Below are 19,849 nucleotides of genomic sequence, written 5' to 3' on the forward strand. Positions count from 1 at the left end.
ACATTTGGTCATTCAACAATCCGTTTACTAACATGAAGAAACAATTCTGCACCATATTAGGTTGCGCTTTAGCCTTAAGTCATGCCGTTGCTCAGAAAAAACCCTTGGATCATAGCGTTTATGATCTGTGGAAGAATATATCTTTCCATGATATATCAAAATCTGGAGACTATGTTTTTTATACGGTAAGTCCACAGGAAGGCGATGGCTATAGTCAGCTTAAAAATAACCAAAATAAGTTATTATTAAATGTAGACCGTGGCCAAAACCCTAAACTATCTGAAGAGGAGAAATTTTTATTGGCACTTATAGCGCCGTATTACAAGGATACACGTGAGGCTAAAATAAAGAAGAAAAAGGCAGATGAAATGCCGAAAGACTCTTTATTAATATATGATATAGACAAAAATGCACCCACCAAGATTGCGGCGGTAAAAAATTACAAGACTGCGACAAGATTAAGCAATTACGTGGCATATAGTCAAGATTTAAGCCTCCCGCAAAAAGCGGATCCTGTAAAAGCACCAGATAGCTTAGAAAACGGAAATAAAAGCAAAACCAGTGCTGCAACGACAAAAGCTACAAAAAAAGATAATGTGCTTATACTGCAAGCCTTAGCTTCCGGAGATACGGTGCAATTTTGGAAGGCCGACACGTATACCTTTAGTAATAGCGAGAAATATTTGGTATTTAATAAAAAGGTTGAAGGAAAAGATAGCACCAACATACAGGGTTTATACCTTTATGACATCCCTAAACAGCAGCTTAAAAAAATAAGTAACGGTAAGGGTGTCTATAAAGGTTTTACCTTCGACGATAAGGATCAGCAGTTGGTATTCCTTGCCGACAAAAGTCCAGAGAAGAGTTTATTGCCTAATTATAAGGTATACTACTATAAACCGGGATTAGACTCGGCAAAAGTTCTCGTTGAGCAGCAAACAGCAGAAATTCCGAAAGACTGGTTTGTATCTGGAAATGGTAATTTACGTTTTAATGAAAAGGGCGATCGTTTATTTCTTGGCTTAGCCCCTATTCCTCGGGTGAAGGATACCACGCTGGTAGAGTTTGAACATGCTAAAGTGGATATCTGGAACTGGAAGGATGATTATTTAATGCCTCAGCAGTTAAGTAATTTACGCCGCGACCAAACGAAGAGCTACGATGCCGTCTTTGACTTTAATGGACACAAATTAACTCCGCTGGTGGATCAGACCTTCGATCAAACATTTACTACGGAGCTTGCCAATGAGGATTGGATTTTGGCAACATCAACTTTTGGCAATCGCGTGGCTTACCAATGGCAGGCCTACCAGGAACAAAGTATTTTCCTTGTCTCTACAAAAACGGGCGAAAAAAAACGCATTAAAGAAAATTGGGTTGGCCAGGCTTACTTAACACCAGGTGCAACGCAGGTATTGTTGTATAGCTCTGTTGAGGGTAGCTGGTCGGCTTATAGTACGTCAACGGGTATTGAAACGCCTTTAACTACTGGTCTTCCGGTTTCTTTTATGGATGAAGAAAACGATATGCCTACGTTCGCATCGTCCTATGGTGTGGCAGCCTTTGCCGACGATAATAAGGGGGTGTATATTAATGATCGTTATGATATTTGGTATTTCTCGTTTGATGGTAAAATCAAGAAAAATATAACACAGGGCTACGGAAGAAAAAATAATATCGCCCTGCGATTGGTCAACCTGGATAGAAAAGACAACCCGCGGAATCGGTCTTTTAAAATTTCAGGTAAAGCTTCGCTATTGTTGAGCTGTTTGAATGGGGTAACTAAGGAGAATGGTTTTTTCGCTTTGGATTTAGCAAAAAATATAGCACCAAAGCAGATTATTCAGGATAAATTTACGTTCCGTAATGCTAAAGCGGATGCTAAAGGGCAGTGGATAGTTTATACCAAGGAAAATTATCAGAATTCTCCTGATATTTTCCTCAGCCAGCATTTTGCTAAGGAACAACGCTTAACGGATATCAATCCTCAGCAAGCAGATTATAACTGGGGAACGGCAGAATTGGTGCACTGGACCACGCCTAATGGTTATGCTGCGGAGGGTATTTTATATAAACCCGAAAATTTTGACCCCAACAAAAAGTATCCTATTATAGCCTACTTTTACGAGCGTCTATCCGATGGATTGTATACCTACTCGGCGCCAGCACCTACCCCTTCACGTTTAAATATCCCATTTTTTGTGAGTAACGAGTATCTTGTTTTTGCGCCGGATATCCGCTACCAAACGGGATTTCCAGGAAAAGCTGCCGAGGAGTACATAAACTCTGGGATGGAGTTTCTTGCGAAGAATGCTTGGGTAGATGCCACAAAAATGGGTATTCAAGGGCAAAGCTGGGGTGGTTATCAGGTTGCTCATCTGATTACTCGTACGCAGATGTATGCCGCAGCTTGGGCGGGTGCACCAGTTGGAAACATGACGTCGGCTTATGGTGGTATTCGCTGGTCTACAGGTATGTCGCGACAGTTTCAGTACGAGAAAACCCAGAGCCGTTTGGGCAAAACCTTGTGGGAAGGCTTAGATCTTTATTTGGAGAACTCGCCATTATTCCATCTGCCGAATGTAACTACGCCACTAGCAATAATGGCCAACGACAATGATGGAGCCGTACCTTGGTACCAGGGAATTGAACTGTTTACAGGTTTACGACGTTTACAAAAGCCCGTTTGGATGCTTAATTACAACGGCGATGATCATAACTTATTATTAAGACAGAACCGTAAGGATATTCAGATACGGGAAAAACAATTTTTTGACCATTTTTTAAAAGGGATGCCTGCGCCCGTTTGGATAAAAGATGGGGTGCCAGCAATAAATAAAGGCATAGACTGGGGGTTAGAGTACTAAAACATACTAAAATAAGGGTCATTTATGTATAAATGACCCTTATTTTTTACACAAAAGCGCTCATAACTTTTTTTTATTGAAAAATTTTAACAAAAAATTTCATTTTTTGTGAAAAAGAAAATACTTTTGAAGTATATAATCATAAATCAACAAAGAAAAGATGTCCAACCTAAGATTCGAGTCGGTAAAAGAAGCTACTTCTAGACCAATTTCTTCTAGTGTAGTGCTAGAAACGAAAAGTGCTAAAGAAATTTATGGCAAAAATGTGTTCTCTATCAAGAAAATGAAAGACTATCTTCCGAAAAATAGTTATTCGGAATTGGTGAATAGCATTGAAGATGGGCAAATTATAACACGTGATCTTGCAGAGTCTATTTCGCAGGCAATGAAATCTTGGGCCTTACAGCATGGCGTATCCCATTATACACACTGGTTTCAGCCACTTACGGGCTCCACAGCAGAAAAGCATGATGCTTTTTTCGAACCTGGTGATAATGGCGAGGCCATTGAAAAATTTACCGCCGATGCTTTGGTGCAACAAGAACCAGATGCTTCTTCGTTTCCTAATGGCGGAATTCGTAATACATTTGAGGCACGTGGTTACACTGCTTGGGATCCTTCTTCTCCGGCCTTTATTTATGAAACTGGTGCTGGTAAAACCTTATGTATTCCTACAGTTTTTGTTTCTTACACAGGGGAATCATTGGATTATAAAGCACCTTTATTAAAGGCTATAAATGCTATTGATAAAGCGGCTACAGATGTTGCTCAATATTTTGATAAATCGATTACTAAAATAACGGCTTCTTTAGGTATTGAACAGGAGTACTTCTTGGTAGACTTAGCTTTATATAATGCGCGTCCAGACTTACAGTTTACAGGCCGTGCCTTATTCGGACATATGTCTGCAAAGGGTCAGCAATTGGAAGATCACTACTTCGGTGCTATTCCTGAACGTGTGTTGGCTTATATGGTAGACCTTGAAAACGAAGCTCTAAAATTAGGTATTCCATTAAAAACTCGCCACAACGAGGTTGCACCATCACAATTTGAATGTGCACCTATGTACGAAGAGATCAACTTGGCTATCGACCATAATCAGCTGTTAATGAACCTTATGGAGCAGGTGGCTACACGTCATAACTTTAAGGTTTTATTACACGAGAAGCCTTATTCTGGTGTTAATGGCTCTGGCAAACACAACAACTGGTCGTTAATCACGAATACGGGTGTCAACTTATTGTCGCCTGGTAAAACACCGAAAAATAATTTGATGTTTTTAACATTCTTTGTTAATACGATTAAGGCGGTTTACGAAAATGCAGATTTGTTAAGAGCATCTATTGCCAGCCACAGTAACGACCACCGTTTGGGTGCAAACGAAGCCCCTCCTGCTATTATATCAATCTTTTTAGGTTCTCAGTTAGACGAATTGTTGGAAGAGGTAGAGTCGGCACGTGTGGCTAAGAAGGTTAAAGCGGAGGCTAATTTATGGCATGGTATTCCGAAGGTTCCTGAATTGAAATTGGACAATACGGATCGTAACCGTACCTCTCCTTTCGCTTTTACAGGCAATAAATTTGAATTCCGTGCGGTAGGATCTTCTGCAAACTCGGCATTGCCAATGACCATCTTAAATGCTATTGTAGCAAACCAACTTATAGAATTTAAAGTGGAGGTGGATAAGCAAATTAAAAAAGGTACGAAAAAAGATCTTGCTATCTTAAACGTCGTACGTAAATATATTAAAGATTCTAAAGCGATCCGTTTTGAAGGAAATGGCTATAGCGAAGAGTGGGCACAGGAAGCTGAAACGCGTGGTTTATCGAACATTAAATCTACGCCTAAGGCATTAGATGTTTACGTAACAGAAGAATCTATAGCACTATTTGAGAAATTAGGTATCTACTCTAAACGTGAGTCTGAGGCTCGTCATGAGATATTGTTGGAAAATTTCTACAAAAAATTACAGATTGAAGCACGTGTTATCGGTGAGGTAGTGAATAGCCAAATTGCTCCGGCTTGCTTCACTTACCAGAACGAGTTGATTTCTAATGTTAAGGGGCTTCAGGATTTAGGTTTATCCAAGGAATCTTACTCATCGCAGTTGAATTTGGTTGAACGTATTTCTAAACATGCCAACGAAATTTTGGAAAAAGCAGAGGCTATGCGTCAGGCGCGTAAACAAGCAAATGCTATCGAAGATTTACGCGATAAAGCCATTGCCTATGACGAGGTGGTAAAACCATACTTCGACGAAATCCGCTACCATGTTAATAAACTGGAAAAAATTGTCGACGATGCAAAATGGCCTTTACCTAAGCTTCGTGAGCTATTGTTTATTGGAAAATAATCAAATAAATAGACAATTTTAAATAGTTGTCTTTGAAAAGCCCCAAAAAGTATGCTACTTTTTGGGGCTTTTTTTATACCAATAAGTTTAAAGTTTCACTGGCTCACACTTCTTTTTCTGTTCCTTTTACGTTTGGCCGTCTACCATATTACCCATTTTTTTTTCTTTGGTTTAAATGTAGATCAATCGCTACATCCTGTCGCAATTGCTATCATCATATTCTATAATTTTCTTATATTCACCTAACAATCAAGCTAACCGATAAAAAATGCATTTTAGAAATGATATACAAGGTCTTCGTGCCTTGGCTTTCCTGTTTGTATTCGTCTTTCATTTATACCCAAACCTGCTACCCGGAGGGTTTATTGGTGTAGATATGTTTTTTGTCATCAGTGGGTATCTTATTAGTTCAATAATACTAAACCAAAAAGAAAAATCAACATTTACATTTACGCGTTTTTTTGAAAGTAGGTTTAAGTGTATTGTACCGGCTTATTATGTGTTTCTTCTTTTTGTTTCTGTTGGTATTTATTTCCATTATCTACCTTCTGATTTACTAAATTTAAAACAAGCACTCAAGTATGCCGCCATTTTTGCCTCTAACTTCTATTTTGCAGCAGGAGATTCGTATTTTGGTGCCCGCTTAAATGAAAACCCTTTACTTCATACCTGGTCTCTGGGTATTGAAATGCAGTTTTATTTTTTACTTCCATTTGTATTAATATGGATAAAAAATAAATACTTACCTTATATTGTTGGCGGATTAATAGTGTTTATCACCGCTTTTACACAATATAAGTTAGATGTGGACGGATTTAGTTCGGGCTTGTATTTTAGTTTATACACGCGGATTCCCGAATTTTTAATCGGTGTATTTTTAGCACTGACCTTAAAAAATGGAAGATTAAACCATATAAACGGTTTTGTTACTAGTGCTGCTGGATTCTCAATTTTACTACTTAGCCTTTTCTATATTAATGAACATACTCCTTTTCCAGGGGTACTGGCGCTTTTGCCATGCCTGGGAATCGCACTGATATTAATTGCTAAAGAAAATCCTATGGCTAAATTTCTATCTTCGAAACCCTTGGTCTATATCGGTAATCTTTCGTATTCCTTATACCTCTGGCATTGGCTGTTTATGGCCATTATACGCTACAAAAACGGCTTATATTCGGGGTATACTTTTACGCTACAAGAGTCTTTGTTGATAACGGTATTGACCATTATAACGGCATGGCTGTCCTATAATTTGGTAGAAAACACCTTTAGAAAATTAAGTAATAGGCGGTTTTTGATAGCAATTTCTCCTGTAGTTGCAATGTTCGCCATTTCAACTTTTTACCTAAGCATTTATGCGGAAAACAATAAAATTCCAGCCGACTATAATGGCGCGAGTTTTGCCCTCCAATCTCATTATGAAAATAAAACTGAAGTAATCGGTGATAGCTTTGCTGATGGTAAGAATATATTTTTATTTGGCGATAGTCATGCTTTGGTTATAAAACCTTTCTTTGATGAACTAGGTAAATCGGAGAATTTTAAAGTACGAACTTTAACTTGTGATACCTACCCGGCTTTAGCAGGTTTATCGGATAAACATATTCTAGCCACAGAAAAACGCTTTTATGACTACTCTCGAAGCTTAGTGGACGCCACGAATAAAGAAATTCAACATAGTGACGTCATCATATTTAGCACAGTTGATATCAATAGGATGCCAGAAATGCCTGCTGCCTTGAATAACCTGGCCTCGAATCTTCGTCAGGATCAATCTTTAATTTTGGTTAAAACCTTTAAGACCATAACAAAAAATCCTGTTCGCGTAAACCAAGGGTATGTAAAAAATAGTTCGGAAAAATTTTTAGCGCAGGATCGCCGTAAAAATGCCATTACTTTAGATTCCATTGCTGCTCTGCATAAAAATGTATACAGCATAGATTTGTCGGATAGTAATGTTTACCAAGATTTTCCTTACTACAGGGATACTTTGTTGTATTATGATGCCAATCATATCAACCAGAGGGGAGCGAGATTGCTGGCCAAAGATCTCGAAAAAAAATATGCAGATTTAATACATACTGTACTAAAAAAATAAGTGGACTAATATGCGATTTTGGCATGCATCATCGTGCAGCGCTGTATTAACGGTAATTTGTAGCTGCTTTTGTATAAACTATAGGGTATCTGTTCGTATCGCTAAGGCGTTTAAATCTACGGGATATTCCGGGCAATTTCACGTATACAGATAAGGAACAGTCTTTAAGGATAAGGATCTGCTACGACATAATTTCATTGTTTTGCGGTTATAAACAAATCATCGTGATTTTAACGCTTTTAGTTTTTTTCGGTAGGTTCATGGCTTATGGATTAAAAATTTGTACTGCTTCTTTTTATTTTCCCTTTATAATCTTTATTTTTCACCATGAAAATAATTGGAATTATTCCTGCACGCTATGATTCCAGTAGGTTTCCAGGCAAACCTTTGGTCGATATTGCAGGGCAGACTATGATACAGCGTGTTTATAATCAAGCAAAACATGCACAATCGCTAGCGGAGGTTATTATTGCGACAGATGATGACCGTATTGCTAACCATGTGCGGTCTTTCGGTGGAAATGTTATAATGACGCGTAAAGATCATCAATCCGGAACCGACCGCTGTGCTGAGGTGCTGGAAACCATAAGTGGCTTTGACGTGGCCATAAATATTCAGGGCGACGAACCCTTTATAGACCCTCTGCAGATTGATCTCTTAGTGTCATGCTTTGACCGTCAAGAAACAGAAATTGCTACTTTGGTACGTAAGGTGGAGAGCAAAGAGGAGCTGTTGAACCCGAACAAGCCTAAAGTTGTATTAAACCGTAACGGACAGGCTATATATTTTTCGCGGCAGGCCGTACCGTATTTACGTGGTGTAGCAATCGAAGAATGGCTTAATTACAGGCCTTTTTATAATCATATCGGCATCTATGGTTACCGTACATCGGTACTTAAGGCACTCACCGCCTTGCCTGTAAGTGATCTAGAAGCGATGGAATCTTTAGAGCAGCTACGCTGGATTGACAATGGTTTTCAGATACAGACAGCGATTTCCAATCATGCTAATGACGCTATCGATACGCCTGAAGATTTAAAGTATATTATGTATAAGTATTTCGAAGGGTAATTCTTATAATGCCTATCTTTGCGCTATGAAGAAAAAGAAACCGAATACAGTAAAAAAGCCGGAATTCGCACGCCCAGTTGAGCAGTACTTTTATGAGTTAGATCAAGTTTTTACCCAAGGCAATAAGGGGTTGTATGCCCTGTTATTGGCCTTTGCTTTTTTTGGTGTAATGGGTATTATTTGGATGATTCCCTTCCCCCAATTTGAGTTTATGGTAAAAATGAATGCACATACATTTTTAAATTGGGGCTCTTTTTTTATTGCTATTGTTGTTTACCTATACCTACGTTTAGCACCAACATTGTCGTATGCAATTTTATTGTGTATTGGCGTAATGAGTTTTTTTATTGTACAACTGGAGTATATCGAGCGTGATGGTGGCCCTGCAGTCTTACTTGTAAGCCTACTCCTTGCCTTGAGCTCTATTACTGCACTTTGGTTTATCGCCAATAAAGAATCTAAATTTACCCCAAAAGATTTCAAACGTCTTTTAACCATCGGCCCCATATGGTTATGGTCTAAGGTATTTGAAAAGGTGAAACTAAGGTATTAAAAAGTATAATTTAAATAAAAGAGTGCCCAGAAATACAATGCCCCCAAAAAGTTAAACACTTTCTGGGGGCATTATTAATAAAAGACACCTTTTTAGTTAAACTTATTTTTCACTCTTTCGGTAGGCATAATAAAATACAATCGGAATTACAGTAAACGATAAGATCAGACAGATTATCAAACCACCCACAATCATAATAGCCAGGGGTTTCTGAATTTCAGATCCCATACCCGTAGATAAAGCCGCCGGAAGCAGGCCCATAGATCCCATCAATGCAATCATTACGACCGGGCGAATACGACTTTTCACGCCCGTTTTTATAGCCTCCAATAGCGGTACTCGGTGCTGCATCGTATCGCGTATAATGCCTATAAGCACAATCCCATCAATTGTAGCTACACCAAAGAGGATAATAAACCCAATACCTGCAGAAATACCAAAAATTGTACCTGTAGCCCATAACGATATAAAACCACCAATAAATGCAAAGGCTAAAGTTAGCGATGATATAGCCGTATCTTTTAAATTACCAAAATTGGTATATAACAACAATAAAATCAACAGTAAAGATATCGGCACTACCAAAGCCAGCTGTTTTGCTGCGCGTTCTTTACTTTCAAACTCACCCGCCCATTCCATATAATTTGCTTTCGGCAACTTCACCTCTTTGGCTACAACTTTTTTGGCCTCGGCGATGGTGCTACCTAAATCGCGCCCTTCAATACTAAAGCCCACACCGATATAACGGCTATTTCCTTCCCGATATATAAATGCTGGCCCTGTAACATAGCCTATTGTAGAGATCTCCTGCAGCGGAACATTCTGCCCGTTACTGGTAGGGATAAGAATATTACCAATTTTTTCCGGTGTATCCCGATAAGCTTCCGTAAAACGGAGTACCACATCAAACTGACGGTCCCCTTCGTAAAATTTTGTAGCCGCCTGTCCGCCGATAGTCATCGCAATAACAGCTTGAACATCCGAAGTTGATAATCCGTATTTCGCCATTTTCGCATCGTGCAACTGAATACGCAATTCCGGAAGGCCGATATTTTTATACACATTGATATCCGCAATACCCTTGACCTTTTTAATCGAATTAGCAACCTTATTAGCGTATTTCTCCAAATCATATAAATCGTCGCCAAAGATTTTAATAACCAAAGAGCTTTTTACCCCAGCCACATACTCCTCCACGTTGTCCTGAATAGGCTGACTAAAGCCGAAGTTAATTCCCGGATAATGGTCGAGCTTCTCGCGCAGCTCCTGAATTATCTGCTCTTTACTAACCTTGCGCTTCCACTCCTTAGGATCTTTAAGCTGCACATTAAATTCAATATTAAAGAACCCCGTAGGATCGGTACCATCGTTGGGTCTTCCAGTTTGTGTCAATACAAAATCTACCTCGTCGGTATGCTCCATCATAATTTTTTTCATCTCCTTAGTCAGCTTTACAGACTCCGAGAGATTTACACTATTAGGTAAAGTAGCACGGATATAAATGGCACCCTCGTTAAGTTTAGGTAAAAACTCCGATCCATAATGCATAAAATGCACCAAACAGCCCACGAGAATAGCGATAAAGGTGGCTAGAGTCGCCTTTTTATACCTAAAGGTAAAAGAAAACAAACCATAAATTGTACGTTGGAAAAAGCGCGTAATTATGTTTTCCTTTTCGTCGATATTTTTGGTAAACAGCAGTTTACACATGGCCGGCACATAGGTTAAGCTCAATATCAGTGAGCCCACCAACGCATAACCCAAGGTAAAAGCCAATGGCGTAAACATTTTACCCTCCACTTTTTGGAAAGAGAATATCGGTAATAAGGCTACAATTAAAATAATCAAGGCAAAGAAGATATAAGAAGCCACCGAACCGGCACTCTTCTTAATAATACCCATTTTACTCATTTTGGCAAAACGCGCCGGACCTACTCTATGCGACATCGTGGCGAGCGCCACAAATACCGTTTCCACAATAACCAAAGTACCTTCCAAGAGTAAGCCAAAATCTAAGGAACCCATAGAAATTAAATTCGCTGGTAAGCCCTGTATGCGAAGCATAATAATAGCAAACAAGAAAGACAACGGTATTACCGAAGCCACAATAAAGGTAGACTTCCAATTATATAGAAACACAAAAACAATTAAAGACACCAGCAAAATACCTTCAATTAAATTTTTAGACACCGTTTTCACGGTGTTATCCACCAATTTGGTACGGTCAATTACCGTTTTAATCTTTACATTATCAGGCAAAGTACGCTCATTAAGCTCGTTCACCTTCTCCCGCAAGCCAGCGATAACATCCGATGGATTTTGTCCGCGCAACATAATAACAATCCCTTGCACCATATCGTCCTTATCGTTATAGCCCACCTGCCCTAAACGCGGTTTACTAGACACGACAACCTCGGCAACATTTTTAATTAAAATCGGTGTAGACCCATTCAGCTTAACCGTAATATTACCGATATCATCAATTCTATCCAGCAGGCCGACACCACGAACCACATAAGCCTGATCGCCTTGTTGGATAACGTCGCCCCCCACATTAATATTCGATTTAGAAACAGCCTCATACACATCTAAAGGTGTAAGGTCAAAATTCTTAAGTTCCGTAGGGTTAATCTTTATTTCATAAATCTTCTCCTCGCCACCGAAGCTAACCACATCCGCCACACCCGGAACGCTCAACAACTCCCTTTCAATAACCCAATCTTGAATGGCCGACAGCTCCTTTATGGGCAGGTCACTTTCCAACACGTAACGAAAAATCTCGCCCGTAGCACCCGATGGGGGTTCAATAGACGCATCAGCACCCTCCGGCAGGGTAACGCTATTTAACTTGTTCGATACATATTGCTGTGCATAAAAATCTTCGACACCATCTTCAAACTGTACCGTAACTACGGAAAGTCCAAACAAAGAGATAGAACGGATATTAGATTTATGCGGTATACTATTCATCTCCTTAGAAATAGGCAAGGTGACCAGCTTTTCCATTTCCTCGGCGCTTCGACCAGGCCATTGCGTAATAATCCGCGCCCGAGTATTGGTAACATCCGGGAAGGCTTCAATACCGGTATGTTTTAAGGCATAAATGCCTCCAAACAGCAAAGCCATGACCGCAAATAAAACAAATGTAGTGTTGCGCAACGAGAACGTTACGATATTCTGTACTAGTTTTTTCATGTATATTATAGATTACAGGTTTAAGATCCAGACGCTATATGTCGGATTTATCCCTTAATTCACCTGTTCAAAGATCAATAAAGCATTCGATCCAATCACCTTCTCACCCGGGGCTAGTTTCTCCTGTATAAAAGTAAACTGCTCATTGCTACCAATTTTTGTAATTTTTCGGGCTTCCAGATGGCAATCATCCTTATGCACGACAATATATTCCTTGTTATTGCTAAATACAATCGCCTTGTTAGGAATAGCAAAAGCATTCCCTAAAGAATTTTTCTTATCGATAATAATATCCGCGCTCATGCCTGGCATAAGGTTTAAATTTTGGTTTTGCAGCACAACACGGGCCTTCAGTACATGCTCATTATCGTCAAAAACATTATAAATCTTATCAATTTTGCCGGGATAAAATTTATCTGGATACGCAATAGTACGCACCTGCACATTATCACCCAGATGAATATTACGTAAGTTACTGGCGAAAATATTCACCATCACCCACACCTCCTTCAAATTAGAAATGGAGAACAAAGGGTCAGAATCGACCGTAATACTTTGCCCCGGGCTGATAGATTTCTGAATAACATAACCATTTTTAGGTGCCAGCAACTGGAAAGTGCCATCCCCCGTTGCGCGATACAACTGCAAAGACTGATTAATACGCTCCAGTTCAATAGTAGCATTATCCAGCTCATGCTCAGCTTCCAATAATTCGGGTGCCGATATCATCCCATCTTTTAATAAATCCTTCTTCGTTTGCACCTGCTTCTGGGAAAGAGCAATCTGATTCTGCTGTTGGCGTTTCTGCTGGTAAAGCTCTTGTATCTGTGTAGACTTTATGGTCGCAAGGACCTGTCCTTTCTGCACATAATCACCTAGTTCAAACCGTACCCCCTCTACAATACCCTCCAATAAGCTTCTAAAAGAAACCATATCATTTTCATTATAGTCGACCTTTCCAGGAACAGTAAGCTGTTCAGTAATTGGCTGCTCGGAAACCTCTAAAATTTCAGTAGACTTCTTTAATTGTTCATTTAAGCAATACCCCTTAGTATCCTCTACCTCAACCTTTTCTTCCGACACCGTTTTACCCGCACAACTCGAAAACAACAACAGTAGCCCCAACGCACTAAGGCGGCTAAAATTTTTAATACCTGCTAAACCTGCTAAACCTCCTAAACCTCCTAAACCTGCTTGAAAAGGTAAAACCTGACGGCGATTAAATCCTATATATTTCATAATTAAAAGTCCCTCCCTACAATATACTGTAGTTCTTCGTATGTATTTAAATAGTTCTCCATAACCTGCAAGTAGGCCACCTGCGCCTCCCGAAAAGCCTGTGTAAAATCTATAAATTGCAGTAAAGTAACCTGATTACTCTGCAAATGCTTCCGGTAATTTTCAAGAATCAGCTGCTGCTCCTCCGACTGCTGTTTATTCCAACGCGTTAATGTTTTTTCATACTGCAGCAGCTGGTTACGTAATTTTAAAACCGTATTCTCCAGCTCCATCTGTATACTCGCCTGCAACGTTTTTTCTTGATCTACGCCAAACTGTGCCGCCTTAATATTCCCCTTATTACGGTTAAATACCGGCAAGTCCATGCTAAGCCCCAAGCCCACAAAGTCCTGCATAATATTTCCCCCCCTGTCATAACTCATTTGCACAGTAAGATCAGGTGTACGCTGCGCTTTTTCCAGCAGCAATTGCTTATTAGCCATTTCCACCTCATTCGCCTGTTTTTTAAGACCAATATTTTGAGTCAAGGCAATATCCATTAGATTAGCAGGTAAAGCCAATGATTTGTTAGAATCCGATTTTGGAAATACAAGACTATTAAAATCTAAGGATGGTAATTGCGTTAAAATGCGAAGCTGTGTCAGCTCATCCTGACGTTCAGCCTCCAGATCAGCTTTTTCCTTTAAGAGACCCATAAGCTCCGTTTGCACACGTAAGAAATCCGCTTTCGCAATATTTTGCTTTTCCGCTTGGCGCTCATACTGTTCGTTTAATTTCTCAAACAAATCCAACATTGAATCCAACCGCAAGCCCTCCTCTTTTATACGGGCAAGGTTATTAAACGTCTGGCGAAGGTCTTTTTTTAGCTCCCGCAATAACTCCTCGTATTCAAAGACGGCCGTATTTTTCTCCAATCCTTTAATAGCGACCCTTTTCTTCCTTTTACCCGCGGTCTCGATAAGCTGCTCCAGCTCAAATGCTATCTGCTGATGCGTTCCACGATTACCACCAAATAAGGCAGGGAATGATTCTGCCGTCCGATTGCTCCATAAGTTAACTTCAGCAATACTAAGATTAGGATTACTCCATAACCTTTCCTGCACAATAAGCGCATCAGCCTTGCTGATATTAAATTTACCAGCAAGGAGCTGATAATTATTTTTTAAAAACTGATCTTCTAAATCCTGCCTCGAATACTGCTGTGCATGTGCCACAGAAGCTATCGATACAACGAGTGCGGTTAATATAGTTCTATTCACGTTCTTCAAAATCATTTAGTTGCAAAGTTATTTCCCCCACATTAAGGCAAATTTTAAGGCACATTAGAATACCATTAGAAATAAAAGGCTATTTCTATCGCTATTCCAGACTAGCTAAAACACTTAGGCCATGCATCAAGACATACATATAGGTTAATTTTAAGTTGTAAAGATACAGCACCACCAATGCTACCAGGGTTGCAGCTTAATTCATAGCAAACCATAGTGATCTCATAATCTATTTATTAGTTAATATTAATTAAATTTTTAATTTACATTGTAAATTTAACTCCATAAAAATTATACACCTCCAGAAGGCTTTACTATTTATGAATAAATTAATTAAATATACTAGAAAATCCATGAATTTAAGGCAGTTCGGAAAGATTAAAACGACAACAGCATAACCCTAAAAACCAGGGTTAAATTCGAATACTAGAATGTGATACAGAAAATTTTGATAAAAAAAAGGCCGTTCTAAAAGAACAGCCTTTACAAGTAAACCTAAGTCTTTTTATTTTTTATAGTACTTCAATGCTTCCGGTAGTAATGTTTGCAACTGAGCAATTCTACGCGCATCACTCGGGTGTGTACTTAAAAATTCTGCCGGTTGATTACCTGATTTAGCATTCGCCATTCGTTCCCAAAATTTAACAGCCTCCCGGGGGTCGTACCCTGCCATGGCCATAATAATAAGTCCGGCTCTATCTGCAGCTAATTCATCATCCCTGGAGAATTTCAACATACCCAAAGGTGCACCAATACCATACAATTGATTCATTACCATAACACCTCTATTATCACTAATAACCGATGCTGCACCCAAAACCTGCGCCCCTAAAGCTAAGGCCATTTGATTGGAAGCCTGAGCGACAGAGTGCTCCTCAATAGCGTGAGCAATCTCATGCCCCATAACCGTAGCCAAACCCGCATCGTTGGCGGTTAAAGGCAATATACCCGTATACACGGCTACTTTTCCTCCCGGCATACACCAGGCATTAACCTCCGGACTCTGCACCAAATTAAATTCCCAGTTGAAATTATACCGGCTGGCAATACCCTTTTGATTTAAAAAGCGCATCGTAGCCTCGGCTATATTATTCCCCACCCGTTTAACTGCGGTTGCCTGTGCGGTACCGGTAACAACCTTGGTTTTGGTATCCTTTAAAAACTCCTTATAGGCCAAGGAGGCCTGCTCATTAATGGTATTGCTATTTACCAGACGCAAGTATTTACGTCCCGTAATGGCTGATGTAGCACAGCCCGCTAATGTTGCGCCCAGCAACAAAAACATTGCATACTTACTTATTGTTTTCATTTACCCTACTATTATTACGCTAATAAAATGTTACCCTCAACTCTTTCGTTTAAAGAGATATATTTTTGATTCATGTCCCTTTAAAAGCCTTTCAATATTCTTTTGATGTGTTATCAATATCAATGTACAGATGGCAATAGCATACAACATAATCGACGGCACAGTTGTTTTAAACACCAGCGCCAAAGAGATCGGAAATGTAAAACCCGCCAAAATAGAACTTAAAGACACATAATGTGTAATTAGTAAACATAAAATAAAAACTGAAACACAACATAATGCCGCTGGCAGATGTATAGCAAGGACCATTCCAAATAACGTCGCTACGCCTTTACCACCCCTGAAGCCCGCAAAAACAGGAAATAAATGCCCCAGCACGGCAATAACGCCTAAGGCCAATTGAAAATTCACAAAATGCGGCGAGTTATAATCCCCCACAATTCCCGAATCTAAAAGATAGGGTAAATTTGTTGCTGTCCAGCCTTTAAAGATATCAACAAACATCACAATCGCTCCCGCTTTTTTCCCCAATACCCGAAAAGTATTTGTTGCTCCAGCATTACCACTTCCATACTCCCGTACATCAACCTTATAAAATGCCTGTCCAAACCATACCGCAGTAGGTATCGAGCCAAACAGGTAGGCTAAAACAACAATACTTATTAAATAAATTGATATCATCAACTAAAAACTTCTTTATTTTATTAGATTAGCTTTGCCTTTAAACTTAAGTCCAAGCTTCTTACCGAATGCGTTAATGCCCCTACGGAAATAAAATCAACCCCAGCAACGGCATAATCGCGGATGGTCTCCAAGGTAATACCGCCCGAAGCTTCCGTCACTAAACGGCCATTTACTAAAGCTACGGCTTCTTTAACAGCAGTAGGCGTAAAATTGTCGAACATAACACGATCCACAGCTTTGCAACTTAACAATTCATTTAACTCTGTAAAGTTACGCACCTCAACCTCAATGGGTATATCTAAATTATGTTTCACCTTATAGGCCTGCGCATTTTCTACAGCCTGAATAATTCCGCCAGCATAATCTACATGATTATCTTTGATAAGAATCATATCATACAGACCAAAACGATGATTCGTTCCACCGCCAATTGTAACGGCTTTTTTCTCTAAAAATCGTAATAAAGGTGTAGTTTTACGGGTATCTAAAACCCGTGTATGTGTTCCCTCCAGAGCCGATATAAAGGTTGCCGTACGACTGGCAATACCCGACATGCGTTGCATCACATTAAGTACCAAACGCTCGGCTTTTAAAATAGAATGCATCTTTCCGCGAACGAATAACACGACATCCCCATCACTAACTGTATCGCCGTCGTGAATAAATACTTCAACTTGTAAAGAAGAATCGACATAATTAAATATCTCGATACCTACTTCAACCCCTGCAATTACGCCTTTATCTTTGACTAATAGCTTTGCTTCTCCCAACTTGTCTTCCGGCAAAGAGGCTAATGAGGTATGGTCACCATCTTTAACATCTTCGTGTAAAGCGCGTTGTATAAATTCTCTTAATTCTTTCTTAAATGCTTGATCCATTTTCTTTGTACCAAATAATAGGCTAAGATGAAGAAAAAAAAGTATTCTCAGAAATAATATGCAATATTAGTAAGCAAAATCCCCCCTTTTAGCGAACTAAAACCTTATTTTTTTTCATCGACTTTTACCAAAATCTACAGGCAAATTAGTATTAGAATTATATATTTGTATGTGGACAAACTAAAACAAAAAAAAGTAGCCTTACTAATCCTGGATGGATTAGGGTATGGGAAAGAAGATAATTCGAATGCAGTATTAGCGGCAAAGAAGCCATTCTTAGACCGCCTATTAGCAAACTATCCTAACGCAAGCCTGGAAGCATCCGGTGAAGCAGTAGGCCTTCCTGCAGGACAGATGGGCAACTCGGAGGTTGGTCATATGAATTTAGGCGCCGGAAGAGTGGTATACCAAGAGTTAGGGCGTATTAATAAAGCAGCACGTGAAGGTGCTTTTAATAGCGATTCGGTTATTCAAGATGCATTCCAATACGCAAAGGCAAACCATAAAAACGTACACTTTATCGGTTTACTATCGGATGGTGGTGTGCATGCACATATTGAGCACCTTAAAGCGCTATGTGATGCGGCAAAAACTGCTGGTTTACAAAACGACAATGTGTTTATCCATGCGTTCCTGGATGGCCGCGATACCGATCCAAATGGTGGCTTAGGCTATGTTAAAGATCTTTCTGCACATTTACAAAATGCTGTAGGTACGCTTGCTTCGGCAATAGGGCGTTACTATGCCATGGATAGAGATAACCGCTGGGAGCGTGTAAAAGAGACCTACGACTTATTAACTAAGGGTGTAGGTACAGCTTCTCAGGATTTATTGGCATCCATACAAGCGTCCTATGATGCTAATATTACCGATGAATTTGTGAAACCTATCGTTATGGTAGATGCTGCAGGTAACCCTATTGCTACGATTAAGGAGGGTGATGTGGTCATCTGCTATAATTTTAGAACAGACCGTGGTCGTGAAATTACGATTGCACTTACGCAAGAGGCATTCCCGGCGTACGAAATGAAGCCCCTGGATTTGTACTATGTAACCATGACATCGTATGATGACACCTTTAAAAACATCAAAGTAGTTTTCAACAAAGACAACTTAACTAATACTTTAGGTGAAGCACTTAGTAGCCAAAATAAGACGCAGGTACGTATAGCAGAAACCGAGAAATATCCGCATGTTACGTTTTTCTTCTCTGGAGGTAAGGAGTCTGAATTCGAAGGAGAACGTCGTTTATTAATCCCATCTCCAAAAGTGGCTACTTACGATTTGCAACCTGAGATGAGTGCACAAGGTATTACCGACGCTATCTGTGCAGATATGGAAACCAATGCGCCTGATTTTATATGCCTTAACTTTGCCAATCCAGATATGGTAGGCCATACCGGTGTTTTTGAGGCTGTTATTAAGGCTGTAGAGACTGTTGATGCTTGTACGCAGCGCGTTGTTGAAACAGGTTTAGCGCATGGTTATTCTTTTATCATCCTTGCTGACCACGGTAACTCGGAGTTTATGGTAAATGAAGATGGTTCACCAAATACTGCACATACCACCAACTTAGTACCTTGTATTCTGATCGATCCAACGTACAAACATATTAAGGATGGCAAATTGGGTGATGTTGCACCAACAGTTTTACGACTGTTAGGGTTGAACATCCCAGCCGAAATGACAGGAAATGTATTGGTTGATTAATAAAAAAAGAATATTGCCCCTTACTTTAGGGCTTATCATTTCTTCTGGGGCTATGGCATGTTTTAATGCCTGCACCCCAGAAAAAAATAACGACATAAATACCCATGCTTCTGGAAAGGAAATAGATATCCCCCAGTTTTTTAAATCGGAAGTCAGTCGCTTAAATGCAACTAAGCCTTCGATTCAAAAAACAGTGGCCAAAGATGGAGCAGAAGAAACTAAAACGGTAACAGTTAAAGATTGGAACGTTGAATTAGCTAGTTTTATGGATGTCGATCTGAATAAAGTGGCTTATATAGGCACTTTTCAAAAAGATAGTGTAGCGGAAGTTGTGGAATATCGATTTGTTAAACCCGATCTCGACTTAAGTCGGATTCGTATAACCTATAACGACCATAAACCCGTGGCCTTTACCATAGAGAAGTCTACCGACAATCTATTGTATAAAACCACCGAACACCTGGAGTATAAACAGGGTGTAAGTTATAAAGTCGAGAAATTGCAGCAGGTAAAATTCTTCAACGAGAATGCCTATTCGATTATCGGAAAATTTTAATCAGGAGGCTGTCTTCCATAGACAGCCCATTCCTGCTAGTACCCATCGCCCCTACTTATTTCTTTACA

The 19,849-nt window shown here is 39.6% G+C and carries 13 protein-coding genes; 7 read left to right on the plus strand and 6 right to left on the minus strand.

All coding sequences use genetic code 11. The annotated features are described in order from the left end of the window. Positions 1-32 precede the first annotated feature (32 nt). The 5 genes from ACL9RF_RS05040 to ACL9RF_RS05060 all read left to right on the plus strand — a co-directional run bounded on the left by ACL9RF_RS05040 (position 33) and on the right by ACL9RF_RS05060 (position 8,942). Positions 33-2,867: an alpha/beta hydrolase family protein gene (locus ACL9RF_RS05040; protein ID WP_422799504.1), complete on the plus strand. Its 2,835-nt coding sequence runs from the start codon at positions 33-35 to the stop codon at positions 2,865-2,867. A 160-nt stretch (positions 2,868-3,027) separates the two neighbouring features. Beyond that, a complete protein-coding gene (locus tag ACL9RF_RS05045; RefSeq protein ID WP_422799505.1) occupies positions 3,028-5,220 on the plus strand; it encodes a glutamine synthetase III in 2,193 nt (730 codons plus the stop codon). 268 nt (positions 5,221-5,488) lie between these two features. Beyond that, positions 5,489-7,318 carry an acyltransferase family protein gene (locus ACL9RF_RS05050; protein ID WP_422799506.1) on the plus strand — a complete coding sequence of 610 codons (1,830 nt, stop codon included), beginning with the start codon at positions 5,489-5,491 and terminating at the stop codon, positions 7,316-7,318. 327 nt (positions 7,319-7,645) lie between these two features. Further along, positions 7,646-8,389, plus strand: a complete 744-nt coding sequence (kdsB, locus tag ACL9RF_RS05055; protein ID WP_422799507.1) for a 3-deoxy-manno-octulosonate cytidylyltransferase — start codon at positions 7,646-7,648, stop codon at positions 8,387-8,389. 25 nt (positions 8,390-8,414) lie between these two features. Further along, positions 8,415-8,942, plus strand: a complete 528-nt coding sequence (locus ACL9RF_RS05060) for a hypothetical protein (RefSeq protein WP_422799508.1) — start codon at positions 8,415-8,417, stop codon at positions 8,940-8,942. A gap of 102 nt (positions 8,943-9,044) precedes the next feature. Here ACL9RF_RS05060 and ACL9RF_RS05065 read toward each other — a convergent pair whose 3' ends face one another. The 6 genes from ACL9RF_RS05065 to nadC form a co-directional block, all read right to left on the minus strand. Then, positions 9,045-12,137 (minus strand): efflux RND transporter permease subunit, encoded by a 3,093-nt coding sequence (locus tag ACL9RF_RS05065; protein ID WP_422799509.1) that lies wholly within the window; start codon positions 12,135-12,137, stop codon positions 9,045-9,047. A 54-nt stretch (positions 12,138-12,191) separates the two neighbouring features. Further along, positions 12,192-13,376 carry an efflux RND transporter periplasmic adaptor subunit gene (locus ACL9RF_RS05070; protein WP_422799510.1) on the minus strand — a complete coding sequence of 395 codons (1,185 nt, stop codon included), beginning with the start codon at positions 13,374-13,376 and terminating at the stop codon, positions 12,192-12,194. A gap of 2 nt (positions 13,377-13,378) precedes the next feature. Further along, positions 13,379-14,650, minus strand: coding sequence for a TolC family protein (locus ACL9RF_RS05075; RefSeq protein WP_422799511.1), 1,272 nt, complete (start codon positions 14,648-14,650; stop codon positions 13,379-13,381). A gap of 499 nt (positions 14,651-15,149) precedes the next feature. Beyond that, complete coding sequence (locus ACL9RF_RS05080) at positions 15,150-15,953, minus strand: M48 family metallopeptidase (RefSeq protein WP_422799512.1); 804 nt, start codon at positions 15,951-15,953, stop codon at positions 15,150-15,152. A 36-nt stretch (positions 15,954-15,989) separates the two neighbouring features. After that, positions 15,990-16,634, minus strand: a complete 645-nt coding sequence (plsY, locus tag ACL9RF_RS05085; protein ID WP_422799513.1) for a glycerol-3-phosphate 1-O-acyltransferase PlsY — start codon at positions 16,632-16,634, stop codon at positions 15,990-15,992. Between the two features lie 23 nt (positions 16,635-16,657). Continuing rightward, positions 16,658-17,515, minus strand: a complete 858-nt coding sequence (nadC, locus tag ACL9RF_RS05090; RefSeq protein WP_422799514.1) for a carboxylating nicotinate-nucleotide diphosphorylase — start codon at positions 17,513-17,515, stop codon at positions 16,658-16,660. A 171-nt stretch (positions 17,516-17,686) separates the two neighbouring features. Here nadC and gpmI point away from each other — a divergent pair, with 171 nt between their 5' ends. After that, positions 17,687-19,225: a 2,3-bisphosphoglycerate-independent phosphoglycerate mutase gene (gpmI, locus tag ACL9RF_RS05095; protein ID WP_422799515.1), complete on the plus strand. Its 1,539-nt coding sequence runs from the start codon at positions 17,687-17,689 to the stop codon at positions 19,223-19,225. Beyond that, positions 19,209-19,781 carry a hypothetical protein gene (locus ACL9RF_RS05100; protein ID WP_422799516.1) on the plus strand — a complete coding sequence of 191 codons (573 nt, stop codon included), beginning with the start codon at positions 19,209-19,211 and terminating at the stop codon, positions 19,779-19,781. Before gpmI ends, ACL9RF_RS05100 begins: the two co-directional genes overlap by 17 nt. Positions 19,782-19,849: the final 68 nt, after the last annotated feature.

Origin of the sequence: Sphingobacterium sp. Mn56C (assembly GCF_049319645.1) — a bacterium.
GTDB lineage: Bacteria > Bacteroidota > Bacteroidia > Sphingobacteriales > Sphingobacteriaceae > Sphingobacterium.